Source organism: Simplicispira suum, assembly GCF_003008595.1.
Taxonomy (GTDB): Bacteria; Pseudomonadota; Gammaproteobacteria; order Burkholderiales; family Burkholderiaceae_C; genus Simplicispira; species Simplicispira suum.
In genome coordinates, this window is record NZ_CP027669.1 from 2,653,130 (window position 1) to 2,673,193 (window position 20,064).

At 63.2% G+C, this 20,064-nt stretch carries 23 protein-coding genes; 10 read left to right on the forward strand and 13 right to left on the reverse strand.

The window, feature by feature from the left end:
• Positions 1 to 42: 42 nt before the first annotated feature.
• From C6571_RS12300 to C6571_RS12330, 7 genes are all read right to left on the reverse strand, one after another.
• Positions 43 to 753, reverse strand: coding sequence for a helix-turn-helix transcriptional regulator (locus C6571_RS12300; protein WP_106446936.1), 711 nt, complete (start codon positions 751 to 753; stop codon positions 43 to 45).
• Positions 754 to 773: 20 nt separating this feature from the next.
• Positions 774 to 1,220 carry a GyrI-like domain-containing protein gene (locus C6571_RS12305; RefSeq protein WP_106446937.1) on the reverse strand — a complete coding sequence of 149 codons (447 nt, stop codon included), beginning with the start codon at positions 1,218 to 1,220 and terminating at the stop codon, positions 774 to 776.
• Between the two features lie 4 nt (positions 1,221 to 1,224).
• Positions 1,225 to 1,689 carry an EVE domain-containing protein gene (locus C6571_RS12310; protein ID WP_106446938.1) on the reverse strand — a complete coding sequence of 155 codons (465 nt, stop codon included), beginning with the start codon at positions 1,687 to 1,689 and terminating at the stop codon, positions 1,225 to 1,227.
• A 6-nt stretch (positions 1,690 to 1,695) separates the two neighbouring features.
• Positions 1,696 to 2,067, reverse strand: a complete 372-nt coding sequence (locus tag C6571_RS12315; protein ID WP_106448220.1) for a VOC family protein — start codon at positions 2,065 to 2,067, stop codon at positions 1,696 to 1,698.
• A 149-nt stretch (positions 2,068 to 2,216) separates the two neighbouring features.
• Positions 2,217 to 3,947: a PhoH family protein gene (locus C6571_RS12320; protein WP_106446939.1), complete on the reverse strand. Its 1,731-nt coding sequence runs from the start codon at positions 3,945 to 3,947 to the stop codon at positions 2,217 to 2,219.
• 314 nt (positions 3,948 to 4,261) lie between these two features.
• Positions 4,262 to 4,747: a peroxiredoxin gene (locus C6571_RS12325; protein WP_106446940.1), complete on the reverse strand. Its 486-nt coding sequence runs from the start codon at positions 4,745 to 4,747 to the stop codon at positions 4,262 to 4,264.
• A 143-nt stretch (positions 4,748 to 4,890) separates the two neighbouring features.
• Positions 4,891 to 5,274, reverse strand: a complete 384-nt coding sequence (locus C6571_RS12330) for an Mth938-like domain-containing protein (RefSeq protein WP_106446941.1) — start codon at positions 5,272 to 5,274, stop codon at positions 4,891 to 4,893.
• A 132-nt stretch (positions 5,275 to 5,406) separates the two neighbouring features.
• On the opposite strand from C6571_RS12330, the gene C6571_RS12335 reads away from it, so the two are divergent.
• From C6571_RS12335 to moaD, 6 genes are all read left to right on the forward strand, one after another.
• Positions 5,407 to 6,636 carry a pyridoxal phosphate-dependent aminotransferase gene (locus tag C6571_RS12335; RefSeq protein WP_106446942.1) on the forward strand — a complete coding sequence of 410 codons (1,230 nt, stop codon included), beginning with the start codon at positions 5,407 to 5,409 and terminating at the stop codon, positions 6,634 to 6,636.
• Positions 6,637 to 6,705: 69 nt separating this feature from the next.
• Entirely contained in the window at positions 6,706 to 8,040 is a 1,335-nt protein-coding gene (locus C6571_RS12340; protein WP_106446943.1) for a homoserine dehydrogenase, read from the forward strand.
• Positions 8,041 to 8,042: 2 nt separating this feature from the next.
• Positions 8,043 to 9,473, forward strand: coding sequence for a threonine synthase (gene thrC, locus C6571_RS12345; RefSeq protein ID WP_106446944.1), 1,431 nt, complete (start codon positions 8,043 to 8,045; stop codon positions 9,471 to 9,473).
• A gap of 73 nt (positions 9,474 to 9,546) precedes the next feature.
• Entirely contained in the window at positions 9,547 to 10,116 is a 570-nt protein-coding gene (gene mobB / locus C6571_RS12350; RefSeq protein ID WP_106446945.1) for a molybdopterin-guanine dinucleotide biosynthesis protein B, read from the forward strand.
• Complete coding sequence (locus C6571_RS12355; protein WP_106446946.1) at positions 10,101 to 11,321, forward strand: molybdopterin molybdotransferase MoeA; 1,221 nt, start codon at positions 10,101 to 10,103, stop codon at positions 11,319 to 11,321. The genes mobB and C6571_RS12355 overlap by 16 nt, the downstream gene beginning before the upstream one ends.
• Before the next feature lie 79 nt (positions 11,322 to 11,400).
• Positions 11,401 to 11,652, forward strand: coding sequence for a molybdopterin converting factor subunit 1 (gene moaD / locus C6571_RS12360; RefSeq protein WP_106446947.1), 252 nt, complete (start codon positions 11,401 to 11,403; stop codon positions 11,650 to 11,652).
• Here moaD and C6571_RS12365 read toward each other — a convergent pair.
• Positions 11,570 to 13,216 carry an ArnT family glycosyltransferase gene (locus C6571_RS12365; RefSeq protein ID WP_106446948.1) on the reverse strand — a complete coding sequence of 549 codons (1,647 nt, stop codon included), beginning with the start codon at positions 13,214 to 13,216 and terminating at the stop codon, positions 11,570 to 11,572. The genes moaD and C6571_RS12365 overlap by 83 nt on opposite strands.
• 318 nt (positions 13,217 to 13,534) lie before the next feature.
• Here C6571_RS12365 and C6571_RS12370 point away from each other — a divergent pair, with 318 nt between their 5' ends.
• The gene (locus tag C6571_RS12370) at positions 13,535 to 15,076 is read left to right on the forward strand and encodes a methyl-accepting chemotaxis protein (protein ID WP_170094733.1); all 1,542 of its coding nucleotides are present in this window, start codon (positions 13,535 to 13,537) and stop codon (positions 15,074 to 15,076) included.
• 69 nt (positions 15,077 to 15,145) lie between these two features.
• Here the strand turns inward: C6571_RS12370 and C6571_RS12375 are convergent, their stop codons facing one another.
• Complete coding sequence (locus C6571_RS12375) at positions 15,146 to 15,691, reverse strand: hypothetical protein (protein ID WP_146139330.1); 546 nt, start codon at positions 15,689 to 15,691, stop codon at positions 15,146 to 15,148.
• Positions 15,692 to 15,759: 68 nt separating this feature from the next.
• On the reverse strand, positions 15,760 to 16,674 hold the full coding sequence (locus tag C6571_RS12380; RefSeq protein WP_106446951.1) for a hypothetical protein: 915 nt from the start codon (positions 16,672 to 16,674) through the stop codon (positions 15,760 to 15,762).
• Between the two features lie 372 nt (positions 16,675 to 17,046).
• On the opposite strand from C6571_RS12380, the gene C6571_RS12385 reads away from it, so the two are divergent.
• Positions 17,047 to 17,598 (forward strand): hypothetical protein, encoded by a 552-nt coding sequence (locus C6571_RS12385; protein WP_146139331.1) that lies wholly within the window; start codon positions 17,047 to 17,049, stop codon positions 17,596 to 17,598.
• Positions 17,599 to 17,604: 6 nt separating this feature from the next.
• Here the strand turns inward: C6571_RS12385 and C6571_RS12390 are convergent, their stop codons facing one another.
• Both C6571_RS12390 and C6571_RS12395 read right to left on the reverse strand, forming a co-directional pair.
• Positions 17,605 to 17,943, reverse strand: coding sequence for a hypothetical protein (locus tag C6571_RS12390; RefSeq protein ID WP_106446953.1), 339 nt, complete (start codon positions 17,941 to 17,943; stop codon positions 17,605 to 17,607).
• Positions 17,944 to 17,959: 16 nt separating this feature from the next.
• Positions 17,960 to 18,214 carry a hypothetical protein gene (locus tag C6571_RS12395; protein ID WP_106446954.1) on the reverse strand — a complete coding sequence of 85 codons (255 nt, stop codon included), beginning with the start codon at positions 18,212 to 18,214 and terminating at the stop codon, positions 17,960 to 17,962.
• A gap of 56 nt (positions 18,215 to 18,270) precedes the next feature.
• Here C6571_RS12395 and C6571_RS12400 point away from each other — a divergent pair, with 56 nt between their 5' ends.
• The gene (locus C6571_RS12400) at positions 18,271 to 18,504 is read left to right on the forward strand and encodes a hypothetical protein (RefSeq protein ID WP_106446955.1); all 234 of its coding nucleotides are present in this window, start codon (positions 18,271 to 18,273) and stop codon (positions 18,502 to 18,504) included.
• Between the two features lie 10 nt (positions 18,505 to 18,514).
• Complete coding sequence (locus tag C6571_RS12405) at positions 18,515 to 18,997, forward strand: molybdenum cofactor biosynthesis protein MoaE (RefSeq protein ID WP_106446956.1); 483 nt, start codon at positions 18,515 to 18,517, stop codon at positions 18,995 to 18,997.
• 31 nt (positions 18,998 to 19,028) lie between these two features.
• On the opposite strand, the gene C6571_RS12410 is transcribed toward C6571_RS12405, so the two are convergent.
• Positions 19,029 to 20,009: a biotin--[acetyl-CoA-carboxylase] ligase gene (locus C6571_RS12410; RefSeq protein ID WP_106446957.1), complete on the reverse strand. Its 981-nt coding sequence runs from the start codon at positions 20,007 to 20,009 to the stop codon at positions 19,029 to 19,031.
• Positions 20,010 to 20,064: the final 55 nt, after the last annotated feature.

Consider the following 20,064-nt stretch of genomic DNA (forward strand, 5'->3'; position numbering starts at 1 on the left):
AATCCCTCTACCGCTTTCTGGTTAAGGGTTTTTTGCTATCAATTAGTGACTTCTTTCCGCGAGACCTGTGGCTCTCGTGGCACCCAACTGACGCAGCATTTCGGCCAAACTTTTGGCCGGCTCATCGCTGAAACGCTCGGGCAGTGGCTGGGCGGCTGCCATGCGGTCCACACGGAATGCCCTGAAGGCTCCGCGCAGCTCGCACCAGGCGGCCAGCGTCCATACCTTGCCCCAATAAAAGCACCCCAAGGGCCGCACGGTGCGCTGCGTAGGGGCTCCGTGCGCGTCGCAGTAGGTCAACTGCAGCTTGTGTCGCGCCACAGCGGCTTCGCGCAGCACCTGCAGGCGCGCGCGAGCGGCGTCGTCTGCGGGCAAGGCGGGTGCGTAAAGCGCCTGCGCTTCGGCCGCGGCTCTGGCTGCCGGAGGAAGAATGGAGAGAATTTTCCCCAGTGCCGAGCCGATCTGGTAGGCCATGGCGGGATCAACCCAGCTTTGCGCCAGGCGTGCCGAGACCACCAGGGCCGAAGCTTCCTCCGGCGTGAACATCAAGGGAGGGAGCTCAAAGCCCTTGCCCAAGCGGTAGCCCACGCCGGCTTCGCCCTCGATGGGAACACCTTGGTGCTGAAGATCGGCCACGTCGCGGTAGACCGTGCGCTCGGAAACCTCCAGCCGCTGCGCGAGAAAGGCGGCCGTCGAAAGCCGGCGCCCCCGAATGAGCTGCACCAGTTGAAACAGGCGGTCGGCACGGCGCATGGGTACTGGATGGGGGGCGGCTACACCACGCCAATATACAGGGCCGCTTGGCTGGGGCTGCTGTAGGCCTCGAAATCGGTTCGGTAGCGGCGCTGGACTTCCGGATGGGCGTCGAAGTACAGCCAGACGCGCTGCCATGCGGCCAGCACCGAAAATGGCACCGGTCCATCGGCCGGGAATACCAGGTAGTCGCCTGCCTCGACGGTCACTGCGGCGCCCTGCGTCACGGCCACGCCCACCGTCAGGTCGTAAGCACCGCTGGCGTCGGATTCATAGCCTGAATAGACCCCGAAATTGCGTGGATCGGCGCTACGGTGCGGGGTTTGGCCCATCAGATCCTCGGCGAAAAACCGCCCCCAGAGCGGAGCGATGCGCGCCGTCTGCGGATCGCCTTCAGCGCTGTTCGTGGTCCGGGTTGTGAGGCCGGCGACAGAGAAGGCATTTTGGTGTTGACGAATGGGTTCCATCGCTCTAATCCGGTAAATCTTGAAAACCCAGCGCCTGCCTGTCGGCCTGCATGGCGCGGGCAATCAACTGCATGTCGTGGGTGGAAACGTCGAACAGGCCGAAGCGAAACTTGGCGCCCCAGCGTTCTGGATTCTCGATGAATTCGAAAGCGCCGAGAAGCGGTGCAATCGGTGTCTCGAAAGCGGCTGCGTAGTGCATATCGCGGCGCCAGGAGACAAAGCCATTTCCCATGTCGAATTCATACGGCAGGCCCGGCTTCACCACCCCGATGGAGACAAAGCTTTGCAGTCGGTCGGTCCCGCCATAGACCGTGGCGGGCGCGTAGCAGGCCATCCGGTCGCCGGCTGCGATGCGTTGCAGCGGTGGCCGTTTTCCGTGGCACACCTGCATGAAGCCCAGTGGACGGTGGTCGCGACCGAGCCGGGCGTGCTCGGCGCTGGCGACGGCGATCCAGTTGCGCGGGGGCATGGCTGCTCAGGCCAGGGCGTGCAACCCGATAAGATTGCCTTCGGTATCGCGCACCTGGGCGACGAAGCCCATGTCTGCAGGCAGTGCCGATTTGGGCTCCACGATCTGTCCGCCAGCGCCTTCCGCCCGCGCCAGCGCGGCGTCGAGGCTGGGCATGCAGTCCAGATAGATGCGCACGCCGCTTCCGGACGGCGCGCAGGCATCGCTGGCCGCAAGCAGCGCGCCACCGGTAGCGGGCTGCGCATAGGGAAATACGGCAAGCACTGCGCCACCGAAGTTTTGACGCCGCAGCGTCCGGTCGAGCATGCTTTCGTAGAAATTCTGTGCCCGGTCGAGGTCGGTGACCGGAATTTCGAACCAGTTGATGGCTTGGGTCATGGCAGGGTCTTTCATTGCATTGAGGAAGACGCCATGGTGCGTGGCTGCTACTGACAACGTGGTGTCAGCAGCCTGCACGGCACGAAGAAAAACGGCCTGTGGCACCGCGTCGGTGCCACAGGCCGCTGATGCGGCGGCGACAGGCGCGCCTACAGCACGTCGCTTGCAAAGTCCGCCAGGCGCGAACGCTCGCCGCGCGCCAGCGTGATGTGGCCGCTGTGCGGCCAGCCTTTGAAGCGGTCCACGGCAAAAGTCAGGCCCGAGGAGCCTTCGGTGAGATAGGGCGTATCGATTTGCGCCAGGTTGCCCATGCAGATGATCTTGGTGCCTGGGCCGGCGCGGGTAATCAAGGTCTTCATCTGCTTGGGCGTCAGGTTCTGCGCTTCATCAATGATGACGAACTTGTTCATGAAGGTGCGCCCGCGCATGAAGTTCATGCTCTTGATCTTGATGCGGCTGCGGATCAGGTCGTTGGTGGCAGCGCGCCCCCATTCGCCGGCGTTGCCACCGTCGCCCTTGGCCAGAAATTCCAGGTTGTCGTCCAGCGCGCCCATCCAGGGGCCCATCTTTTCTTCCTCGGTGCCGGGCAGGAAGCCGATGTCCTCGCCCACGCTCACCGTGGCGCGGGTCATGATGATTTCGGTGTAGCGGCGGTCGTCAAGCACCTGGGTCAGCCCCGTGGCCAGTGCCATCAGCGTCTTTCCGGTGCCTGCCGTGCCGGCCAGCGTGACGAAGTCGACTTCCGGATCCATCAGCAGGTTCACGGCGAAGTTCTGCTCGCGGTTGCGCGTGGTCACGCCCCACACGGCATTCTTGGCGTGGCCGTAGTCCTTGAGCGTTTTCAGTACCGCCGTCTTGTCGCGGATTTCGCTTACACGGGCGAACAGACTGGGCTCGCCGGGCGCCTCAAAGTAGACGAACTGATTGATCATCAGCTGCGGCACGATGGGGCCGCTGATGCGGTAGAACGTGTGCGCGCCGCTCTGCCAGCTCTCGACCGATTTGCCGTTGCGGTTCCAGAAATCGGGCGGCAGCGGCAGGACGCCGGAATACAGCAGATCGCCGTCTTCCAGCGCTTTGTCGTTCTGGTAGTCCTCGGCGGGCAGGCCCAGCGCGCGTGCCTTGACGCGCATGTTGATGTCCTTGGACACCAGCACCACTTCGCGCCCCGGATGCTGCTTGCGCAGGCCTTCCACGACGCCCAGGATCTGGTTGTCCGCCTTGCCTTGGGGCAGGCCGACCGGCAGTTGGTAATCCAGCCCCGAGGTCTGGAAGAACAGGCAGCCGCCCGCAGCGCGCTGGCCCGTCGAATCCAGGGCGATGCCCAGAGCGATGTCTGCGCCGGGCGTAGCCACCAGGGCGTCGAGCGAGCGGCTGACCTGGCGGCCGTTGCGCGCGACCTCGGTCATGCCTTTCTTGTGCCCGTCAAGCTCTTCAAGCACGATCATCGGGAGATAGATGTCGTGTTCCTCGAAGCGAAACAGGCTGGTTGGGTCGTGCAACAGCACGTTGGTGTCCAGCACAAACAACTTCTTGGGCCCAGTACCTCGCTTCTTGCGTTCGCGTGCCGGGCGTGCGGCCGCCGGGGCTGGCGTTGCTGCAGACGGAGCCGGAACTTCGGCTCGGGCGCCAGGTTGGGGCTTGGCTTGGGGAGCTGCGTGCTGGGGCGCGGTCTGCGGGGGGGCGGGGCGGCGTGCGCGCGCCTTGGCAGGTGCCGACTCGGGCGCGACGCTCGATTGCGCCGCCACGGCGGGGGAAACAGACTCTATCGGTTCTTCCGCCGGGACGGTGCTGCGCCGACTGCGCGGCGCAGCCTGGTGGTCAAAAGCATCTTGATGGAGAAGGGCGGCACGCCGGGTGGGGGCGGGGGGCAGGGGCATGGTGCAAATGGCCTCGGGCGAATCAGAAAAACAAAAAGCCGCCTGGAGGCCGAGGCGGCTTGATGAGCTAGTGTGCTGTCCCGTAAATAGTTGCCTGAAATGAAATCGATGGATTCGTGCTCAGGACAAGGCGCAAGCCGCAGTGATAGCCGTTGCTATCTCGAGGATTTGCAACGCGGTACTGGGCGGGAAGGCGCGATTTCATAGGCAATGTATTTGCGGGACAGCACACTAGGTGGGCGTTGCGCGGTGCAGCGGCATCGGCCCATTATGCATGGCCGCTTGCCCCGCCACGGGCAGGGCGGGTACGCCGTTTAAGCAGCTTGCTTGAGCGTCTTGAGGGCCTTGACCGCCTTGAGAACTTCTTCCACGTGGCCAGGAACCTTCAGGCCGCGCCATTCTTCGGCCAGCGTGCCATCGGCATTGATCAAAAAGGTGCTGCGCTCAATGCCTTTGACCTTTTTGCCGTACATGATTTTGTTTTTGACCACGCCAAACATGTGACACATTTTCTCTTCGGTGTCGGCAATCAGCTCAAACGGCAGTTCGAGTTTCTCTTTGAACTCGTCGTGCGACTTCATGTTGTCGCGAGAGACGCCGAACACGGCCGCACCGGCCTTGACGAAGTCCTTGTATTTGTCTCGAAACTGCATGGCCTCGGTGGTGCAGCCGGGCGTGTTGTCCTTGGGATAGAAGTACAACACCATGACCTGCCCGTTGTGCGAAGTGTTGCTTACTTTCACACCGCCGGTGGCATTGGCTTCGAATTCGGGGAGGGGTTTATTGACAACGATCGCCATATATCTTTAATCTCTCTCGGTGAGGTCGTTGAAGAACCGGGGCATGCATCTGTTCTTTTTGTCGTATAACCCCGGCAGCAACCCGTGATTTTACTCTGAAACCCTATTCCCTGGCACTTTGGGGCGGCTTGGCCCCGGCAGACTCAAGGGCTTGGTGGCGGGGCAATGATCAGGGCGACCACCACGTTGCGGCCCTCGCCCGCCAAAATGTTGTAGGTGCGGCAGGCAGCAAAACTGTCCATGGTCTCCAGACCAATGCGTTTGGCAAACAGCGGCGCCAACCAGGCAGGGGCCACAAAACGCGTGCGCTCGCCACAGCCCATCAGCATGACTTCGGCGTCGAGCGCGGCCAGTTCGGTGAAGTGCGCAGGCGTCAGCTCCTCAAAACTGCGTGGGCCCCATGGCTGGCGCAGACCACGGGCGCCCAGAATCACGCTGGATTCGATCTTTTCGCTCCCTACTGCGATCCAGCCGGGGCCGTAGCCGGAGATGCTTTGCGCATCGATGCGATCGGGTTGGAACTTCATAAATCAGGCGGGCTGTAATGGGCTGCGGCTCGGCCGGTGGCAAAGCAGAAAGGCGGAGGAACTGTGGTCAAATTATAGGTTTCGCCGCTCTGCAGACCGTTCCTTGCCGCAAAGTCCTTAGCTTCACCGCGCATGAAAACCATCCACAAATCCGCCAAGCTCGCCAACGTCTGCTACGACATCCGGGGCCCGATCATGGACGCGGCGCGGCAGATGGAGGAAGAGGGCCACAAGATCATCAAGCTCAACATCGGCAATCTGGCGGTGTTCGGTTTTGATTCGCCCGAGGAAATCCAGCAGGACATGATCCGAAACCTCCCCAATTCGGCGGGTTACTCGGACAGCAAAGGCATTTTCGCCGCGCGCAAGGCGGTGATGCATGAGACGCAGCTGCAAGGCATTGTCGGCGTCACGCTCGACGATATTTACCTGGGCAATGGCGCGAGCGAGCTGATTGTGATGGCGACCAACGCGCTGCTCGACAACGGCGACGAGCTGTTGCTGCCTTCGCCCGACTACCCGCTGTGGACGGCGGCGGCCAGCCTCTCGGGCGGCACGCCGGTGCATTATTTGTGCGAGGAAGCCAATGGCTGGATGCCCGATTTGGCCGACATCCGCGCGCGCATCACGCCGCGTACCAAGGGCATCGTCGTCATCAACCCCAACAACCCGACCGGGGCGCTCTATTCCGACGCGCTCTTGCAGGGCATTGTGGACATCGCCCGCGAGCACGGCCTGGTCATTTTTGCCGACGAGGTCTACGACAAGGTGCTGTACGACGGCGTGCGCCACACGCCGATTGCGCTGCTTTCCGAAGACGTGCTCACGCTCACCTTCAATTCGCTCTCCAAAAGCTACCGGTCCTGCGGCTACCGCGCCGGCTGGATGGTGGTCTCGGGCGACAAAAAGCCCGCCCGCGACTACATCGAGGGCCTGAACATGCTCTCGAACATGCGGCTGTGCTCCAACGTGCCCGGCCAGTGGGCGATTCAGACGGCGCTGGGCGGCCACCAGAGCATCAACGAGCTGGTGGGCGAGGGCGGGCGCCTGCGCCGCCAGCGCGACCTGGCCTACGAGCTGATTACCGCCATTCCCGGCGTCAGTTGCGTCAAGCCGCAGGCGGCGCTGTACATGTTTCCCCGGCTCGACCCGGCGGTGTACCCGATTCAGAACGACCAGCAGTTCTTCCTGGAGCTGCTGCAGGAAACGCGCGTGATGCTGGTGCAGGGCACGGGTTTCAATTGGGCCTCGCCGGACCATTTCCGCATCGTGTTCCTGCCGCACGAGGACGACCTGCGCGAAGCCATCGCCCGCGTGGCGCGTTTCCTGGCGGCAGCGCGCAAGCGCTTTGGCACCGATTGACTCTTGTTTTGATAGCTGAAAGCGCTTATGCAGTAAGCGCTAGAGGCCAATCTGATTGATATTTTGACTATGAAACCCATCCAAGTAGGCCTTCTGGGCATCGGCACCGTCGGCAGCGGCGTTTTCAACGTGCTGGCGCGCAACCAGGAAGAAATCCAGCGCCGCGCTGGCCGTGGCATCGCCATCACCATGGTGGCCGACCTGGACGTGGAGCGCGCCAAGAACGCGGTGGGTGAAGGCGTTGATGTGGTGAGCGACGCGCGCGCCGTCATCGCCAACCCGAACATCGACATCGTCATCGAGCTCATTGGCGGTTACGGCATTGCCAAGCAACTGGTGATGGAGGCCATTGCCGCCGGCAAGCACGTAGTCACGGCCAACAAAGCCCTGCTCGCAGTGCACGGCAGCGAGATTTTTGCTGCGGCCTCCGCCAAGGGCGTGATGGTGGCGTTCGAGGCGGCTGTCGCCGGTGGCATCCCCATCATCAAGGCGCTGCGCGAGGGCCTCACGGCCAACCGCATCCAGTGGCTGGCCGGCATCATCAACGGCACGACCAACTTCATCCTCTCCGAGATGCGCGACAAGGGCCTGGACTTCGACGCCGCCCTGAAGGACGCGCAGCGCCTGGGCTACGCCGAAGCGGACCCGACCTTCGACATCGAAGGCGTGGACGCTGCGCACAAGGTCACCATCATGTCGGCGATTGCCTTTGGAATCCCCGTGCAGTTCGACAAGGCCTACATCGAAGGCATCACCAAGCTGGCCGCGCAAGACATCAAATACGCTGAGCAGCTGGGCTACCGCATCAAGCTTCTGGGCGTCAGCAAGCGCGTGGACAAGGGCATTGAGCTGCGCGTGCACCCCAGCCTGGTGCCGGCCAAGCGCCTGATTGCCAACGTCGAGGGCGCGATGAACGCCGTCGTGGTGCACGGCGACGCCGTTGGCACCACGCTGTACTACGGCAAGGGCGCCGGCAGCGAGCCCACGGCCAGCGCGGTGATTGCCGACCTGGTGGACATCACGCGCCTGCACACCGCCGACCCGCACCACCGCGTGCCGCACCTGGCGTTCCAGCCCGGCACGCTGCAAGACGCCATGGGCGATTTGCCCGTGCTCCCGATGGATGAGGTCGTCACCAGCTATTACCTGCGTCTGCGCGTAGCCGACCAGGCCGGTGTACTTGCCAGGGTGACCGGCTTGCTCGCGCAGCACGGCATCAGCGTGGACGCCATGCTGCAGCGCGAAGCGGAGGACGTGGGCGGCGAAGGCTCGACCCAGACTGACCTGATCATCCTGACCCACGACGCACGCGAGGGCACGGTGAACGCCGTGTTGGCCGAGCTGCAGGCGCTGCCGACCGTGCTCGCCCCCATCGTGCGCATCCGCAAGGAAGAGCTGAACTGACCATGCTGTACCTCTCCACGCGCGGCCACCCCGAGCGCAAGCACTTCTGCGACATCCTGCTCGAAGGCCTGGCGCCCGACGGCGGCCTGTACCTGCCTGAGCACTATCCGCAGATTGACGACGCCGCTTTGACGCGCCTGCGCCGCGTACTGCGCGAGCAGGGCTACGCAGAGCTGGCGTTTGAAATTCTGTCGCTCTACATCGACGATATTCCCGCCAACGACCTGCGTGCGCTGTGCCACAAGACGTACACCGCCGAAATTTTCGGTACGCCTGAAATCGTCCCGCTGCGTCCGCTTGAACCCGGCCTGTGGCTGCAAGCCCTGTCCAACGGTCCGACGCTGGCCTTCAAGGACATGGCGATGCAACTGCTCGGCAACCTGTTCGAGTACGAACTGGCGCGCCGTGGCGAAGAGCTCAACATCCTCGGCGCCACCAGTGGCGACACCGGCAGCGCCGCCGAATACGCCATGCGCGGCAAGCGGGGCGTGCGCGTCTTCATGACCAGCCCGCATGGGCGCATGAGCGCTTTCCAGCAGGCGCAGATGTTCAGCCTGCAGGACGAAAACATCCACAACATCGCCATCGAAGGTGTGTTCGACGACTGCCAGGACATCGTCAAGGCCGTCAGCAACGACCTGGCGTTCAAGCGCAAGTACAAGATCGGCACGGTCAACTCGATCAACTGGGCGCGGCTGCTGGCGCAGGTGGTGTACTACTTTGCCGGCTACCTGCAGGCCACCACGTCGAACGACCAGAAGGTCAGCTTCGCCGTGCCCAGTGGCAACTTCGGCAACATCTGCGCCGGCCACGTCGCGCGCAGCATGGGCCTGCCGATAGCCAAGCTGGTCGTGGCGACGAACGAGAACGACGTGCTCGACGAGTTCTTCCGCACCGGCGTCTACCGCGTGCGCGCCAGCGCCGATACCCACGAGACCTCCAGCCCGTCCATGGACATCAGCAAGGCCAGCAACTTCGAGCGCTTTGTGTTCGACCTGCTGGGCCGCGACGGCGCGCGCACGCAGGCCTTGTTTGGCGAAGCTTTGGCGCGCGAGGGCCGCTTTGATTTAAGCGCCGACCCCCACTTTGCCGACGCTGCGAAGCGCTACGGTTTTGTCAGCGGCAAGAGCACGCACGCCGACCGCCTGGCCACCATCCGCGACACGCACCAGCGCTTTGCCACCACCATCGATACCCACACTGCCGACGGCGTCAAGGTCGCGCGCCAGCACCTGGGTGCGCTCGATGTGCCGATGATCGTGCTGGAGACGGCCTTGCCCATCAAGTTCGCCGAGACCATTACCGAAGCGCTGGGCCATCCGCCTGCGCGCCCGGCGCGTTTCGACGGGATTGAGGCTTTGCCCAAGCGAGTGCAAGTGATGCCGGCCGATGTGCAGCAGGTCAAGGACTACATCGTCAGGCATTGCGATTAGTGATAAAAAATGGCTCTAGCGCTTTATCCATAAGCACGAGAAGCTATTTTTATTATAGCAACCAGGAGTTTCCATGAAGGTTGTCGGCTTTGCCGGATTCTCGGGCTGCGGCAAGACCACGCTGGTGGAAAAGCTGATTCCCGAATTGCGCGTGCGCGGCTTGCGTGTCTCGGTGGTTAAGCACGCACACCACAGTTTCGACATCGACCACGCCGGCAAAGACACTTTCCGCCACCGCGAGGCCGGCGCGTTCGAAGTGGTAGTGGCGTCCGACCGACGCCTGGCGCTGATGCGCGAGTTTGAGCACCCGGCCCAGCTTTCGGTGCATCAGTTGCTGGCCGAGCTGTATGAAGGCGTGGACTGGGTCTTTGTCGAAGGCTTCAAGGAAAGCGATTTGCCAAAGATCGAGATCTGGCGTGCGCCCGAACCGGGCAGCGCGCCGCGCCCGGTGCGCTACGCGCAGGACGATTTCATCGTCGCGCTGGCCACCGACGCGCCTGGCGCCCTGCCGGAGCCCACCGGCCTGCCGCTCCTGGACCTCAACGCCCCCGCAGAGGTCGCGGATTGGCTGCTCGGCCAGGGTGAGCGCTTTGACTACGATTGGGAGCTGCACGGAGAAGCCTTGCCATGCGCCCCCCGATGAAACCACTCGACGACGCGCTCGCCGAGCTGCTGGGGCACGCCACGCCGCTGGCCGGCGGCGACACCGTTGCCACCTGGGACGCCGATGGCCGCGTGCTGCAAGTGGCCGCCATCTCCCCGCTGCAGGTGCCGCCGCAGGACAACAGCGCCATGGACGGCTACGCCCTGCGCTGTGCCGATGTGCCTTGCGCCGGTGCCGAGCTGCCCGTCTCGCAACGCATTGCGGCCGGCAGCGCGGGCGAGCCGCTCGCGCCTGGCAGTGCGGCGCGCATTTTCACTGGCGCGCCCGTGCCTGCAGGGGCTGACGCCATCGCCATGCAAGAAGACTGCATGGCGCTGGAGGGTGGCGCCGTGCGTATCAACGCCGTGCCACGCCCCGGCCAATGGATTCGCCGCGCTGGCGAAGACATCACGATGGGCAGCGAGGTACTGGCTGCTGGCGCGCGACTTGCACCGGCAGAACTCGGTTTGGCAGCCAGTATTGGCCTGGCGCACCTGCAGGTGGCACGCCGCCCGCGCGTGGCCTTGTTCTCCACCGGCGACGAACTCGTCATGCCCGGCGAGGTGGTGCCGCAAGCCATGAAACCCGGTGCCATCTACAACAGCAACCGATTCTTCCTGCGCGCCATGCTGCAGCGCCTCGGTTGCGAGGTGAGCGATTTCGGTATTGTTCCCGACCAGCGCGACGCCACCATCGCCGCGCTGCGCGAGGCGGCCGAAGGCCACGATCTCATCCTTACCAGCGGCGGGGTGTCGGTAGGCGAAGAAGACCATATCAAGCCCGCCGTGGAGACACTCGGGCGCCTGGATCTGTGGCAGATCGCCATGAAACCGGGCAAACCGTTCGCTTATGGTCGCATAGCCAACGCGCACTTCATGGGCTTGCCGGGCAATCCCGTGTCGAGCTTTCTGACCTTTGCGGTACTGGTCCGACCGTTTCTGCTGCGCTTGCAAGGCGTGGCCGACGTCGCTCCGAAAACAATAGCTGCCCGCGCAGATTTCACCTGCGCCAAGGCCGATAAACGCCGAGAATTTTTGCGCGTACGCCACAACGAAGCCGGCGGTTTGGACCTGTTTGCGAACCAGAGCTCGGGTGTGCTCACCTCGGCCGTCTGGGGAGACGGAGTGGTGGACAACCCGGCCGGCGAGACGATTGCCGTGGGCGACACGGTGCGCTTCATTTCCTTTGCGGAGCTGCTGTCATGAAACTTTACCCCCACGCTCCACCGCTTCGCGGGTCGCTGCCCCCCGAGGGGGCCGCCATTCATCTTGGGGCGGCCCGGCGATGAATATCACCGTGCGCTACTTTGCCTCCATCCGTGAGGCCGCCGGCACCGCCAGCGAGGAACTGGACACCGAGGCCGGCACCATCGCCGAACTGCGTGCCGAGTTGCTCACGCGCGGCGGCGCGCTCGCGCAAGCCCTGGCCCCCGGCCGTGCAGTGCGCATGGCGCTCAACCAGGCGCTGGCGCACGAGCATGCGGGGCTGTCGGAAGGCGACGAAGTGGCATTTTTCCCCCCGGTGACGGGCGGGTAGGCGACTGCGCAAAGCTTTTGAAGGGTGCGCCGACGGGCGGTTCTGCGACCCACGACAGCGAGGGAAATCTGGGCCCTGCCGCAGTCCAGCCTGCAAGTACCGGGCCTTCTCGGATTTCCAGTGCCCCGCACCGCGAAACGAGTGATGGGGCTACCCATGGGCTGCGGTCGTAGCGGCCATCAATCAGCACCTTAGGGCGGTCTGCCAATTGCAGCGCCAGCGCTCCCGCCACGGCAGGCGGTCCGGACACTACGCAAATATCGCCGTTCAATGCTGCACGGGCAGGCCCTTCGACGGCCTGCGCCAGTGCGGCGCTGTCAAACATGCGCCAATGGCCATCTTGAAAGACCGTCGGTCCGCGTGGAGAGGACAGCCCGTCCTGCAGCAGAAGCACGACTTGCAATGCCGCGAACGCAAGGTAGACACTGCGCCTCGAAACGGCTCGCCACGCCACGCGTTGTCCGGCGAGTTCCATGACGGCCGGGACGGCAAAGAGCAGAAAGGGGGTTCCCCAATGCAATTGAAGTTCAGCCCCGGTCAAGAGCCCCATGGCGACCATGAAGACCAGCGGGCCGAACCCATAAATCAGCAGGAATGCGCGGCTGGCTGGGGCCGTTTCAGGGACTGTCTTGCTCGGCGGGGCATGGCCGCGAGGGGCTTGGCGTCGCAAGTGGTAAACCGTCAGGCCAAGCAGTATCCATGCGGGCAGCGCACGGTTCAGGAGTTGATCGACGAGCCAATGCATCGATTCGAACCAGCGGTGCAAGCCCTGCGCGTGGAGCCCCAGGGAGGTACTTGTTGCGTACTGGATGGGTGCGAAATCGTGGGCACGCAGCCAGAGCACATGCGGCGTGAACACCAGCATGGACACCAACGCCGCCAGCAGCAGGCCACGCCGCTGCGCGAGCACCCGCCAACTGCGCTGGTGGAGCCAGAAGGCAAGAATGCAGGCAACCGATACCGCAATCTGGTATTTGGCCAGCGCCCCCAACCCCATGGCCAGGCCCAGTGCCAGCCACCAGCGTGTCAGGCCAGTGCGAAAGGCCTGCCAATAGATGGCAGCACTGGCCGCCACAAACACCATCAATACCACGTTGTGGTTGTAGTAGTACAGCCTTCCGTTGTAGTAGGTGATGCACAGCGCTGCCAGCAGTGCGATGGTGGCGTAGGGTTCACCGCGCAGGCGGCACAGCAGCCGCCACATCACGGCCATGCTGGCGAGCGTGCAGGCCGCGCCGACGGCGTAACTGGTGAGGGCGTTGACTCCGAACAGCCGCGTGGGGATCCAGAACAGCCACGAAGGCAGAGGTGGGTGCTTGTAGTACCCGCCCTCCAAAGAGTGCACCCAGGTGAGTTGCTCAATGTTGTCGGTCGGCGGGGACAGGCTGACGAAGGACAGCAGTGCCAGCCAGACGATCCCAAATACCAGCAGCGTCAGCGCAACGGGGCCCCAGGAATCTGGGGCTTCCCAGGGACGTTGTCCTTTCCAGCGTGCAAATTCATCGACCGTGAGCGGTGTCTGTGCCAGCGATAGCGGGGGCGCTGGGGAGCAAATGCCTGGCATGGTGCAGTGGGTCGCTATCGCGCGGTGGAATGGCGTGGATACTGGCAGGCCTTTCTTAGGCCCAGGTTAGGGCCATGTTCTGGCCGTGCAACGCTGCTTTGCTGCCTGCTTGCAGCCGGATCTGGCGGGCCATCGCTGGGCCTTGTCCCAAGACGACAGAATTTGATGGCTGTTTGAAATAACTTGTGAGGTGCATCAAAAAAACATCATGGGATGCACTCATGCTTGGGTGAGCGCTCCGCGATAGGCTTGCTGCACATCTGGATCGGGGATTCCCGAAGGCGAAGTCGTTTCAGCAGCGGACCAACGGGAGACCCTATGCGCGCCCTTGAACTCTTGCTTTTTCCGCCTTCCTGGCTGCTGGGGCGCATGTCCCTGCGGACACGGCTCCTGCTGCTGGCCTTGCTGGCTCTGGTGCTGTTTCCCGCCATGGCTTTCTGGATGGCATGGCCGGGCCTTGCTGATTCGACGTTCGGGGCACGCGCAGCGCTGGCAGCGTTGGTGGGGGGCCTGTCTGCCTACTTGTATGCGGGGTTTGCTGTCAACCTGCTCACCTCGGTAGCGGCGCTGGGCCAGGTGGCGCGCAACAACGCGCGCGGCGATTTGTCGCAGGCCGTGGTGGTGCCGGGCAGTGACGACCTGGCTCTGGCGGGGCGCCATCTTGAATCGATGAATGAGAACTTCTCAGGGCTGGTGGGGACCATCCGCAACCAAGCCTTGTACGTCTCTCAGGCAGGTGCCGGGCTGACAGCCAACATGCTCGATCTCTCTCAGCGCACCGAGGCCCAAGCTGCCAGTCTGGAGCAGGCGAGCGCCAGCATTGCCTCTCTGAGTGAGTCGGTGCAAGGAACGGCCGCACGATCCAAAGAGGTGGATGCCCTGACACGCCGCGTGCGCGATGAGGCGGACGCCGGAGCGGGCGCCATGGATGTCGCCGTCACTGCCATTGCCGAGATCGCCGCCGGTTCCCGGCGCATGGGGGAGATCGTCAACGTCATCGATGGCATCGCTTTCCAAACCAATATTCTTGCCCTCAACGCGGCCGTGGAAGCGGCGCGGGCGGGTGAGACCGGGCGCGGTTTTGCCGTGGTTGCCAGCGAGGTGCGCACCCTGGCGCAGCGCAGCGCCACGTCGGCGCGCGAGATTCGTGAATTGATAGCCAGCTCGGGGGGGCAGGTGGAAACCGGAGTGGCGCGCATCGACGCCGTCAAAACCAACTTGCGCACCGTGGTTCACGGGGTGCGCGAAGTGGCGCAGGGGCTGACCGACATCAGCGAGGCCAGCAGCGCACAAAGCATGTCGCTGCACGAGGTGGCGCAGGCCGTGCGCGAGCTTGATCAGATCACCCAACACAATGGCAGCATGGTGGAAGGGGCGCTGCAATCCACAAAGGGCCTGGCGGATCGGTCGTCGAGTCTCAGTGCCTCGGTGGCCGCCATTCGTTTGCGCCGCGGCACCGCCGACGAAGCCCATGCCCTGGTGCACCGCGCAGCGGCGCTGGTGGAAGAGATCGGCCTATCGGCTGCGGCCGCCAGGTTTCATGACCCGGCCGGTGAATTTCGGGACCGCGATCAATATATTTTTGTTTTCGATCACCGGGGCGTTTACCAGGTGTTTGGATCGAGCCCGGAGCGCGTCGGGAGAACGGTGCACGAGGTGCCGGGCCTGGATGGCGATCTGGTCCTGCGCGAATTCTTTGCTGCAGCGCAGCGCGGAGGCGACTGGGTGGACTATGAAGTGGTCAATCCGGTGACCAAGGTGGTCGATGAAAAAACCTCGTTCATCCTGCCCTTGGGCCAGAACCAGGTGATCGGCTGTGGCGTTTTCAAGCCCAAGGGCGGCTTCAATCTGCAGACATGAGAACTGCTGAAGCCGGCACGCTTGCTGCCTTAGGAACGCGTCTGCCGCCGCTTGGAAGTGAACGTTCGCTTACTTGCGCCGGGAACAATCGATTTGAATGGCCGCTTTGGCGGTCAGACGCTCGTGGCCGCCGCGTGTAAACACCAGACCGTCAATAGTGATGCGCTGCCCCTCGATCACTGGCTTGGCAGCGGGAATGCGTAAACCGTGCGCTACCGCGTCGTTGGCGATCCAGACTATCTCGGGTGTCTTGAAAGGCTGATCGGTACCGACGTTGATGCGCATTTCCAAGCCTTGCTCCGGATTGTCGTCTTCGTCCTCCAGGGTGACATACACCGCTTGTCCATCGGGGGACTGCCCAGCGCCTTCCATGCTGAACGACAGCACGCCGCTGTCGGCATCCGGGCCCACCGAACAGCGCCTCGGTTCAAACCAGAACAATCCTGCGTCGGTGTCTATGGCGATCTTCGGATAGCTGGTGGCAGAAGTCCTTTGCGCTGCCGTCTTCTGCGCAGCTGCGGGCGCATTGGGCGCTCCAGCCACGGCCTCCGATTCGCTCTTCGAGCATGCGCCCGCCAATACAGCGAATGCAGCTGCGATCCATAGGGATTTCATTTCCTTCTCCTCCATTGAGCACCACGGCGTGTGGCTGGGACGGCCTGGCGACAGGGTGCCGCTGCGGCCTATCGGCGCTTCTGGCTCAGTGCGTGTACTTCGGCGGCCATGTCCCCAACCTGATGGAAGCGCAGCCAGTAGGTGCCGACAGCGTCGTCGAAGACTAAGGCGTTGCGCGCCAGGCCGGTGGTCTGCTGCTCCTGTCCGCCGGCATGGGCGGAGACGACAAAGACCAAGCGCTTGGCGTTGCCGGCAAAAGGCGTAGGTCGCTGCGCATCCTCCCCCATCAAGGTGAGCAGCTGCTCGACCACGCTGGACGGCACAGGGCCTTGCGGGGTGGAGCGGCGGTATGAAGGCGCAGGTGTGACCAGTTTTTGTGGCTCCCAGCGCCCTTTGGGGCCTTCGGCCGACTCCAGATTTGCGCACGGCAGCCCGAGGCATTCCATGGCCGCTGCTTCTTTGGAGGTCACGAGCTTGCGGCTTGCTGCGTCCAGGCCCGCAGTCATGCCGCGCATTGGCGACATGGCAAAGCGCCAGCGCACATGGGGCCCGACGCCAAAGACCTTCACATCGGCCAGGTGCTCGGCCGGTACCGAGTCCACCAGATCGGCATGGACGGCAGGGCCCAGATTGAAGCGCGTGATGTCAACAAAATCGAGTCTGTCGTCCGGTGAAGCCGCTTTGGTGGTCGGTTGGTAGTTGACCAGGTAGCGGGCATGCGGCAGGGCGCCTTCGTGGCTTTCCATCAAAAGCAGTGCGCGTACTGGCGCAGGAAGATCGGCGTCCGGTCGAAACGCAGACGCGCCCATTTTGGGGAATCGGGCGGCGGTGTAGTAGCGACTTCCCTCAAGCGCTTCCACGTCCACTGCGCGAAAACCTTTTGCGTTGATGAAACGTTCTGCGGGGTCGGCATTGGCCGCCGCAGCAGCGGCGAGCAGTAACAGGCCAGACAGCCATACCTTGATCGTTGCGGTGTGCCCCATCCCGTTTCTCCGAAAATCCAACAGGCGATCACCATAGTCGAAAAATCGCTGAGTTATTTTATTTTGCCAAATACCTATGAAAATCAATGGCTTACTATTAATTTCAGTAAATCAGTGTATGGTTTATGCGGCACAAGTGGAGCGGTAGAGGTAGCTCGATCTTCCTTTTTGGCCACACGCAGTAGTGCTTTGGCAGTTTCTGTGTGATCTTGTTGAGATGATTTTTACATCCGAGTCGTCAAATTCTATAAAACATCGTAAAAAATAATAATTCCGCACAAATTTCATGAATTTCGAATTGTTTTGCACTCGAGGATTCTATTAATGCAGTTCATTCGGTCTTTTTTCTTCCAACTGGCATGGCTGTTTTCCATGGCGCTGCTAGCAAGTTGCGGCGACGCAGGGTCTGGCGCCAGCAGTTCTGCCGCTGCTGTGCCCGCAGGCTCCATAGAACGAAAGATGCAGGATGGCGTGCGCTTTACCATCGACGGTCCTGTTTTTGGAGGGCCGGTGAGTTTCGTCGTGCCCGGTGACGGCGAGTATTTGCACTTGTACATGAGCGACAGCATGTTCAGTCTCATGCTTAAGCAGAAGCGCGGATTGCGCTCCGAGGACGGCAAGCACATTCTTGACATGGTGGTGCTCGGCACCGAGCCGGCCGGCGAAGGTGAATTCACCGAGAACTCTCAACTGACCGAGTTTTCGCTTGGGTTCGTGGCCCACGCAGAGACTCCGCAAAGCGAGAGTGTCTCGATGAGCTTCAGCTCCAAAGGAATCAAACAACCGGTGCGTCTGGTGATGGAGCGCTACGACCTCAAAAATGACATTGCGAACGGGCACTTCACGGCGCGCCTGCGGCGCAGCAATGTCAAGAGCACCGACCAGTTCTATGAGGCCAAGGGTGAATTCCAGGTAAAGGACTAGGGCCTGTCAACAGGCACTTGACGGGTCCGTTTCGGATGTCAGCAGCGGGCAGGGCCAGACCAGTAGCTCGGCCAGCCGCCGCACCACCCAGGTGGCCTCCAAGCGGCTGACGCCGGACTCTGTGGTGCACAGTCCAGCGTGGATGCGGCGCAGAATTTCGGCCTCGGACGGTGCCTGAACGTGGTACAGCGTCTGGGCATGGGCCACCAAGTGGCTCGCCAGGTCTTCGCACAACTCGTAGTGCTGGCGTACCACATCGGCGCTCTCACGCAGCCGGCCGCGCGCATCGGCAAACAAGGCAGTGAAGCTCGGCGGAACGATAATCTGGTTGTCGTCTTCCTGCATGGTGATGCGCTTCGCGTCAGTCGGGCGTGAACAAGCGCTCGAACTTTTCGCGGTCTGCTTCCAGCTCGAAACTCACCAACTGGCCCATCTTGCCGTCGCTGGCGCGGCAGGCGGCGAACAGCGTGGCGCGGCCTGCGAAATGAAAATCCTCCAGCACGATCAGCGCGTAGGGGTGCGGCACAAACAGCTGCACGCCAAACACCTCGCGGTGGCGGTTGCGCGGTGAGGGAAAGAGCTTGTAGCCGGAGATGTCGATCGTCTGGGTTGCCATGGGGTTGCCGTTACAGTGGCGGGCAATGCTACACATTAATTTTGCGGGACGGGTTCATGGCAACGCGTGACAAGAACGCCTGGGCGCTCAAGGTGCTGGCGCTGGTCAAGGCTGGCAATCTGCCTGCGGCCCTGGCGCAGACGCAGGTGGCGCCCACAGCGGGCGACATTGTGCGGCTGCAGGCCTTGCTTGCCGGCTTGCCCGCTACGCCCGCACTGCGCCATTTTGTCGGCCAGGTGGAAGACGCCCGCACTTTGATGGCCGCGCCCCGCCTGCACCGCTCGCCATGAAGCCTTAGCCATGACCGCCATCCACGTTGCCATTCAGACCGAAGACTTCGACGTTTCCGCCGAACTGGCTGCGCTGCGTGCGCAGGACGGCCGCGTCGGCGCAGTGTGCAGCTTTGTCGGTACCGTTCGCAGCCGCAATGCCGGTGAAGGCATCGCAGCCATGGAGCTGGAGCATTACCCGGGCATGACTGAGCGGGCCATCCATGCCATGGCGCAGGAGGCGTTTGCGCGCTTCGATATTTACGGCGCGCGCGTGATCCACCGCGTCGGCGTTCTTGCGCCGCTGGACCAAATTGTTCTGGTGGCCGTGAGTGCCTCGCACCGGGGCCAGAGCTTTCAGGCCTGCGAGTTCCTGATGGACTACCTGAAAACCCAGGCGCCGTTCTGGAAGAAAGAAACCACGCCCGGCGGCGCGCGCTGGGTGGACGCACGAGAGAGCGACGATGCAGCCCTGGCGCGCTGGGGCATTGAGGCCACCAACGCCGGTCGCTGAAACGGCTTGCTGCAGCGGCAGCGACCTCCCGTCACCCTGGCTGGATGCGTACCGACACCTTGTCGCTGTACACGGACCTGATGCGGCCGTCGATTTCCACGCACAATGCTCCGCGCGCGTCTATGCCGCGTCCGATGCCCGACTGCATCCCCTGCGGGCCGTGCACGCTGAGGGGCTTGCCGGCCAGCCAGTCCATGTGCGCGAAGTCCTGTGCAAAGGGCGCCAGGCCTTCTTGCTCGAAGCGCAGCAGGCCGATGCGCAGGGACGCAATGATGCGGGCCGCCAGCTCGTTGCGGTCGGGCGGCGTGCCGCCGCACAGCGTGGCCAGGTCGGCAGCCGGCTGATCGAGCGTACCGTGCACTGCGGGCGACAGGCGCACATTCAAGCCCACTCCCACGCGGACCACGCTCGGGCCATCGTATTCGCCGCTGACTTCGATCAGGATGCCGGCCAGCTTGCCTTGGGCGGCCACCACGTCGTTGGGCCATTTGAGCTGCAGTCCGGGGACCCCGGCGCAGGTCAGCGCCTGCACCACGCACACGCCCATGGCGATCGACAGTCCCGACAGCCTTGCCGGGCCGCCAGCAAAATGCGTCAGGCACGACAGGGTGATACCCAACCCCGGTGGCGAGAGCCAGGCGTGGCTGCGCCGCCCGCGCCCAAGGGTTTGGCGCTCGGCCAACACCACGGTCAAGTCAGGTGCATCCGGCAGGAGACGTGCCAATTCGTCCTGGGTCGAATCGAGCTCCCAGTACAGGTGAACAGGTGCACCAGCTGCGGTCCCCAGCTTGGAAACGATCGACGGGACCTGCAGCAGTTGCATGGGCCAGGGCATCCGGTAGCCGGCGCGGCTGCGTGCCTCAATGGGCAAGCCCATGGCACGCAAAGCATCGATCTGTTTCCAGACGGCCGCCCGTGTCACACCCAACTGGGTGGCGAGCGCTTCGCCAGACACAGGGTTGCCGGTGGCCAGTTGGCGCAGCAGTTCTCTGGCGGGCGGGTCGGGTTGCATGCATCGAGTGTGCCTCAGCTCAGAGGGGCGGCCCAAGGCAGATGACGCTGAAACC

Coding starts and splice junctions, on each gene's coding strand:
- C6571_RS12370 (WP_170094733.1), top strand. CDS start 13,535: ATGCGCGCCCTTGAACTCTTGCTTTTTCCGCCTTCCTGGCTGCTGGGG.
- C6571_RS12405 (WP_106446956.1), top strand. CDS start 18,515: ATGACCGCCATCCACGTTGCCATTCAGACCGAAGACTTCGACGTTTCC.
- C6571_RS12395 (WP_106446954.1), bottom strand. CDS start 18,214: ATGGCAACCCAGACGATCGACATCTCCGGCTACAAGCTCTTTCCCTCA.
- C6571_RS12305 (WP_106446937.1), bottom strand. CDS start 1,220: ATGGAACCCATTCGTCAACACCAAAATGCCTTCTCTGTCGCCGGCCTC.
- C6571_RS12410 (WP_106446957.1), bottom strand. CDS start 20,009: ATGCAACCCGACCCGCCCGCCAGAGAACTGCTGCGCCAACTGGCCACC.
- mobB (WP_106446945.1), top strand. CDS start 9,547: ATGAAGGTTGTCGGCTTTGCCGGATTCTCGGGCTGCGGCAAGACCACG.
- thrC (WP_106446944.1), top strand. CDS start 8,043: ATGCTGTACCTCTCCACGCGCGGCCACCCCGAGCGCAAGCACTTCTGC.
- moaD (WP_106446947.1), top strand. CDS start 11,401: ATGAATATCACCGTGCGCTACTTTGCCTCCATCCGTGAGGCCGCCGGC.
- C6571_RS12340 (WP_106446943.1), top strand. CDS start 6,706: ATGAAACCCATCCAAGTAGGCCTTCTGGGCATCGGCACCGTCGGCAGC.
- C6571_RS12365 (WP_106446948.1), bottom strand. CDS start 13,216: ATGCCAGGCATTTGCTCCCCAGCGCCCCCGCTATCGCTGGCACAGACA.
- C6571_RS12300 (WP_106446936.1), bottom strand. CDS start 753: ATGCGCCGTGCCGACCGCCTGTTTCAACTGGTGCAGCTCATTCGGGGG.
- C6571_RS12325 (WP_106446940.1), bottom strand. CDS start 4,747: ATGGCGATCGTTGTCAATAAACCCCTCCCCGAATTCGAAGCCAATGCC.
- C6571_RS12390 (WP_106446953.1), bottom strand. CDS start 17,943: ATGCAGGAAGACGACAACCAGATTATCGTTCCGCCGAGCTTCACTGCC.
- C6571_RS12320 (WP_106446939.1), bottom strand. CDS start 3,947: ATGCCCCTGCCCCCCGCCCCCACCCGGCGTGCCGCCCTTCTCCATCAA.
- C6571_RS12400 (WP_106446955.1), top strand. CDS start 18,271: ATGGCAACGCGTGACAAGAACGCCTGGGCGCTCAAGGTGCTGGCGCTG.
- C6571_RS12355 (WP_106446946.1), top strand. CDS start 10,101: ATGCGCCCCCCGATGAAACCACTCGACGACGCGCTCGCCGAGCTGCTG.
- C6571_RS12385 (WP_146139331.1), top strand. CDS start 17,047: ATGGCGCTGCTAGCAAGTTGCGGCGACGCAGGGTCTGGCGCCAGCAGT.
- C6571_RS12375 (WP_146139330.1), bottom strand. CDS start 15,691: ATGAAATCCCTATGGATCGCAGCTGCATTCGCTGTATTGGCGGGCGCA.
- C6571_RS12315 (WP_106448220.1), bottom strand. CDS start 2,067: ATGACCCAAGCCATCAACTGGTTCGAAATTCCGGTCACCGACCTCGAC.
- C6571_RS12330 (WP_106446941.1), bottom strand. CDS start 5,274: ATGAAGTTCCAACCCGATCGCATCGATGCGCAAAGCATCTCCGGCTAC.
- C6571_RS12380 (WP_106446951.1), bottom strand. CDS start 16,674: ATGGGGCACACCGCAACGATCAAGGTATGGCTGTCTGGCCTGTTACTG.
- C6571_RS12335 (WP_106446942.1), top strand. CDS start 5,407: ATGAAAACCATCCACAAATCCGCCAAGCTCGCCAACGTCTGCTACGAC.
- C6571_RS12310 (WP_106446938.1), bottom strand. CDS start 1,689: ATGCCCCCGCGCAACTGGATCGCCGTCGCCAGCGCCGAGCACGCCCGG.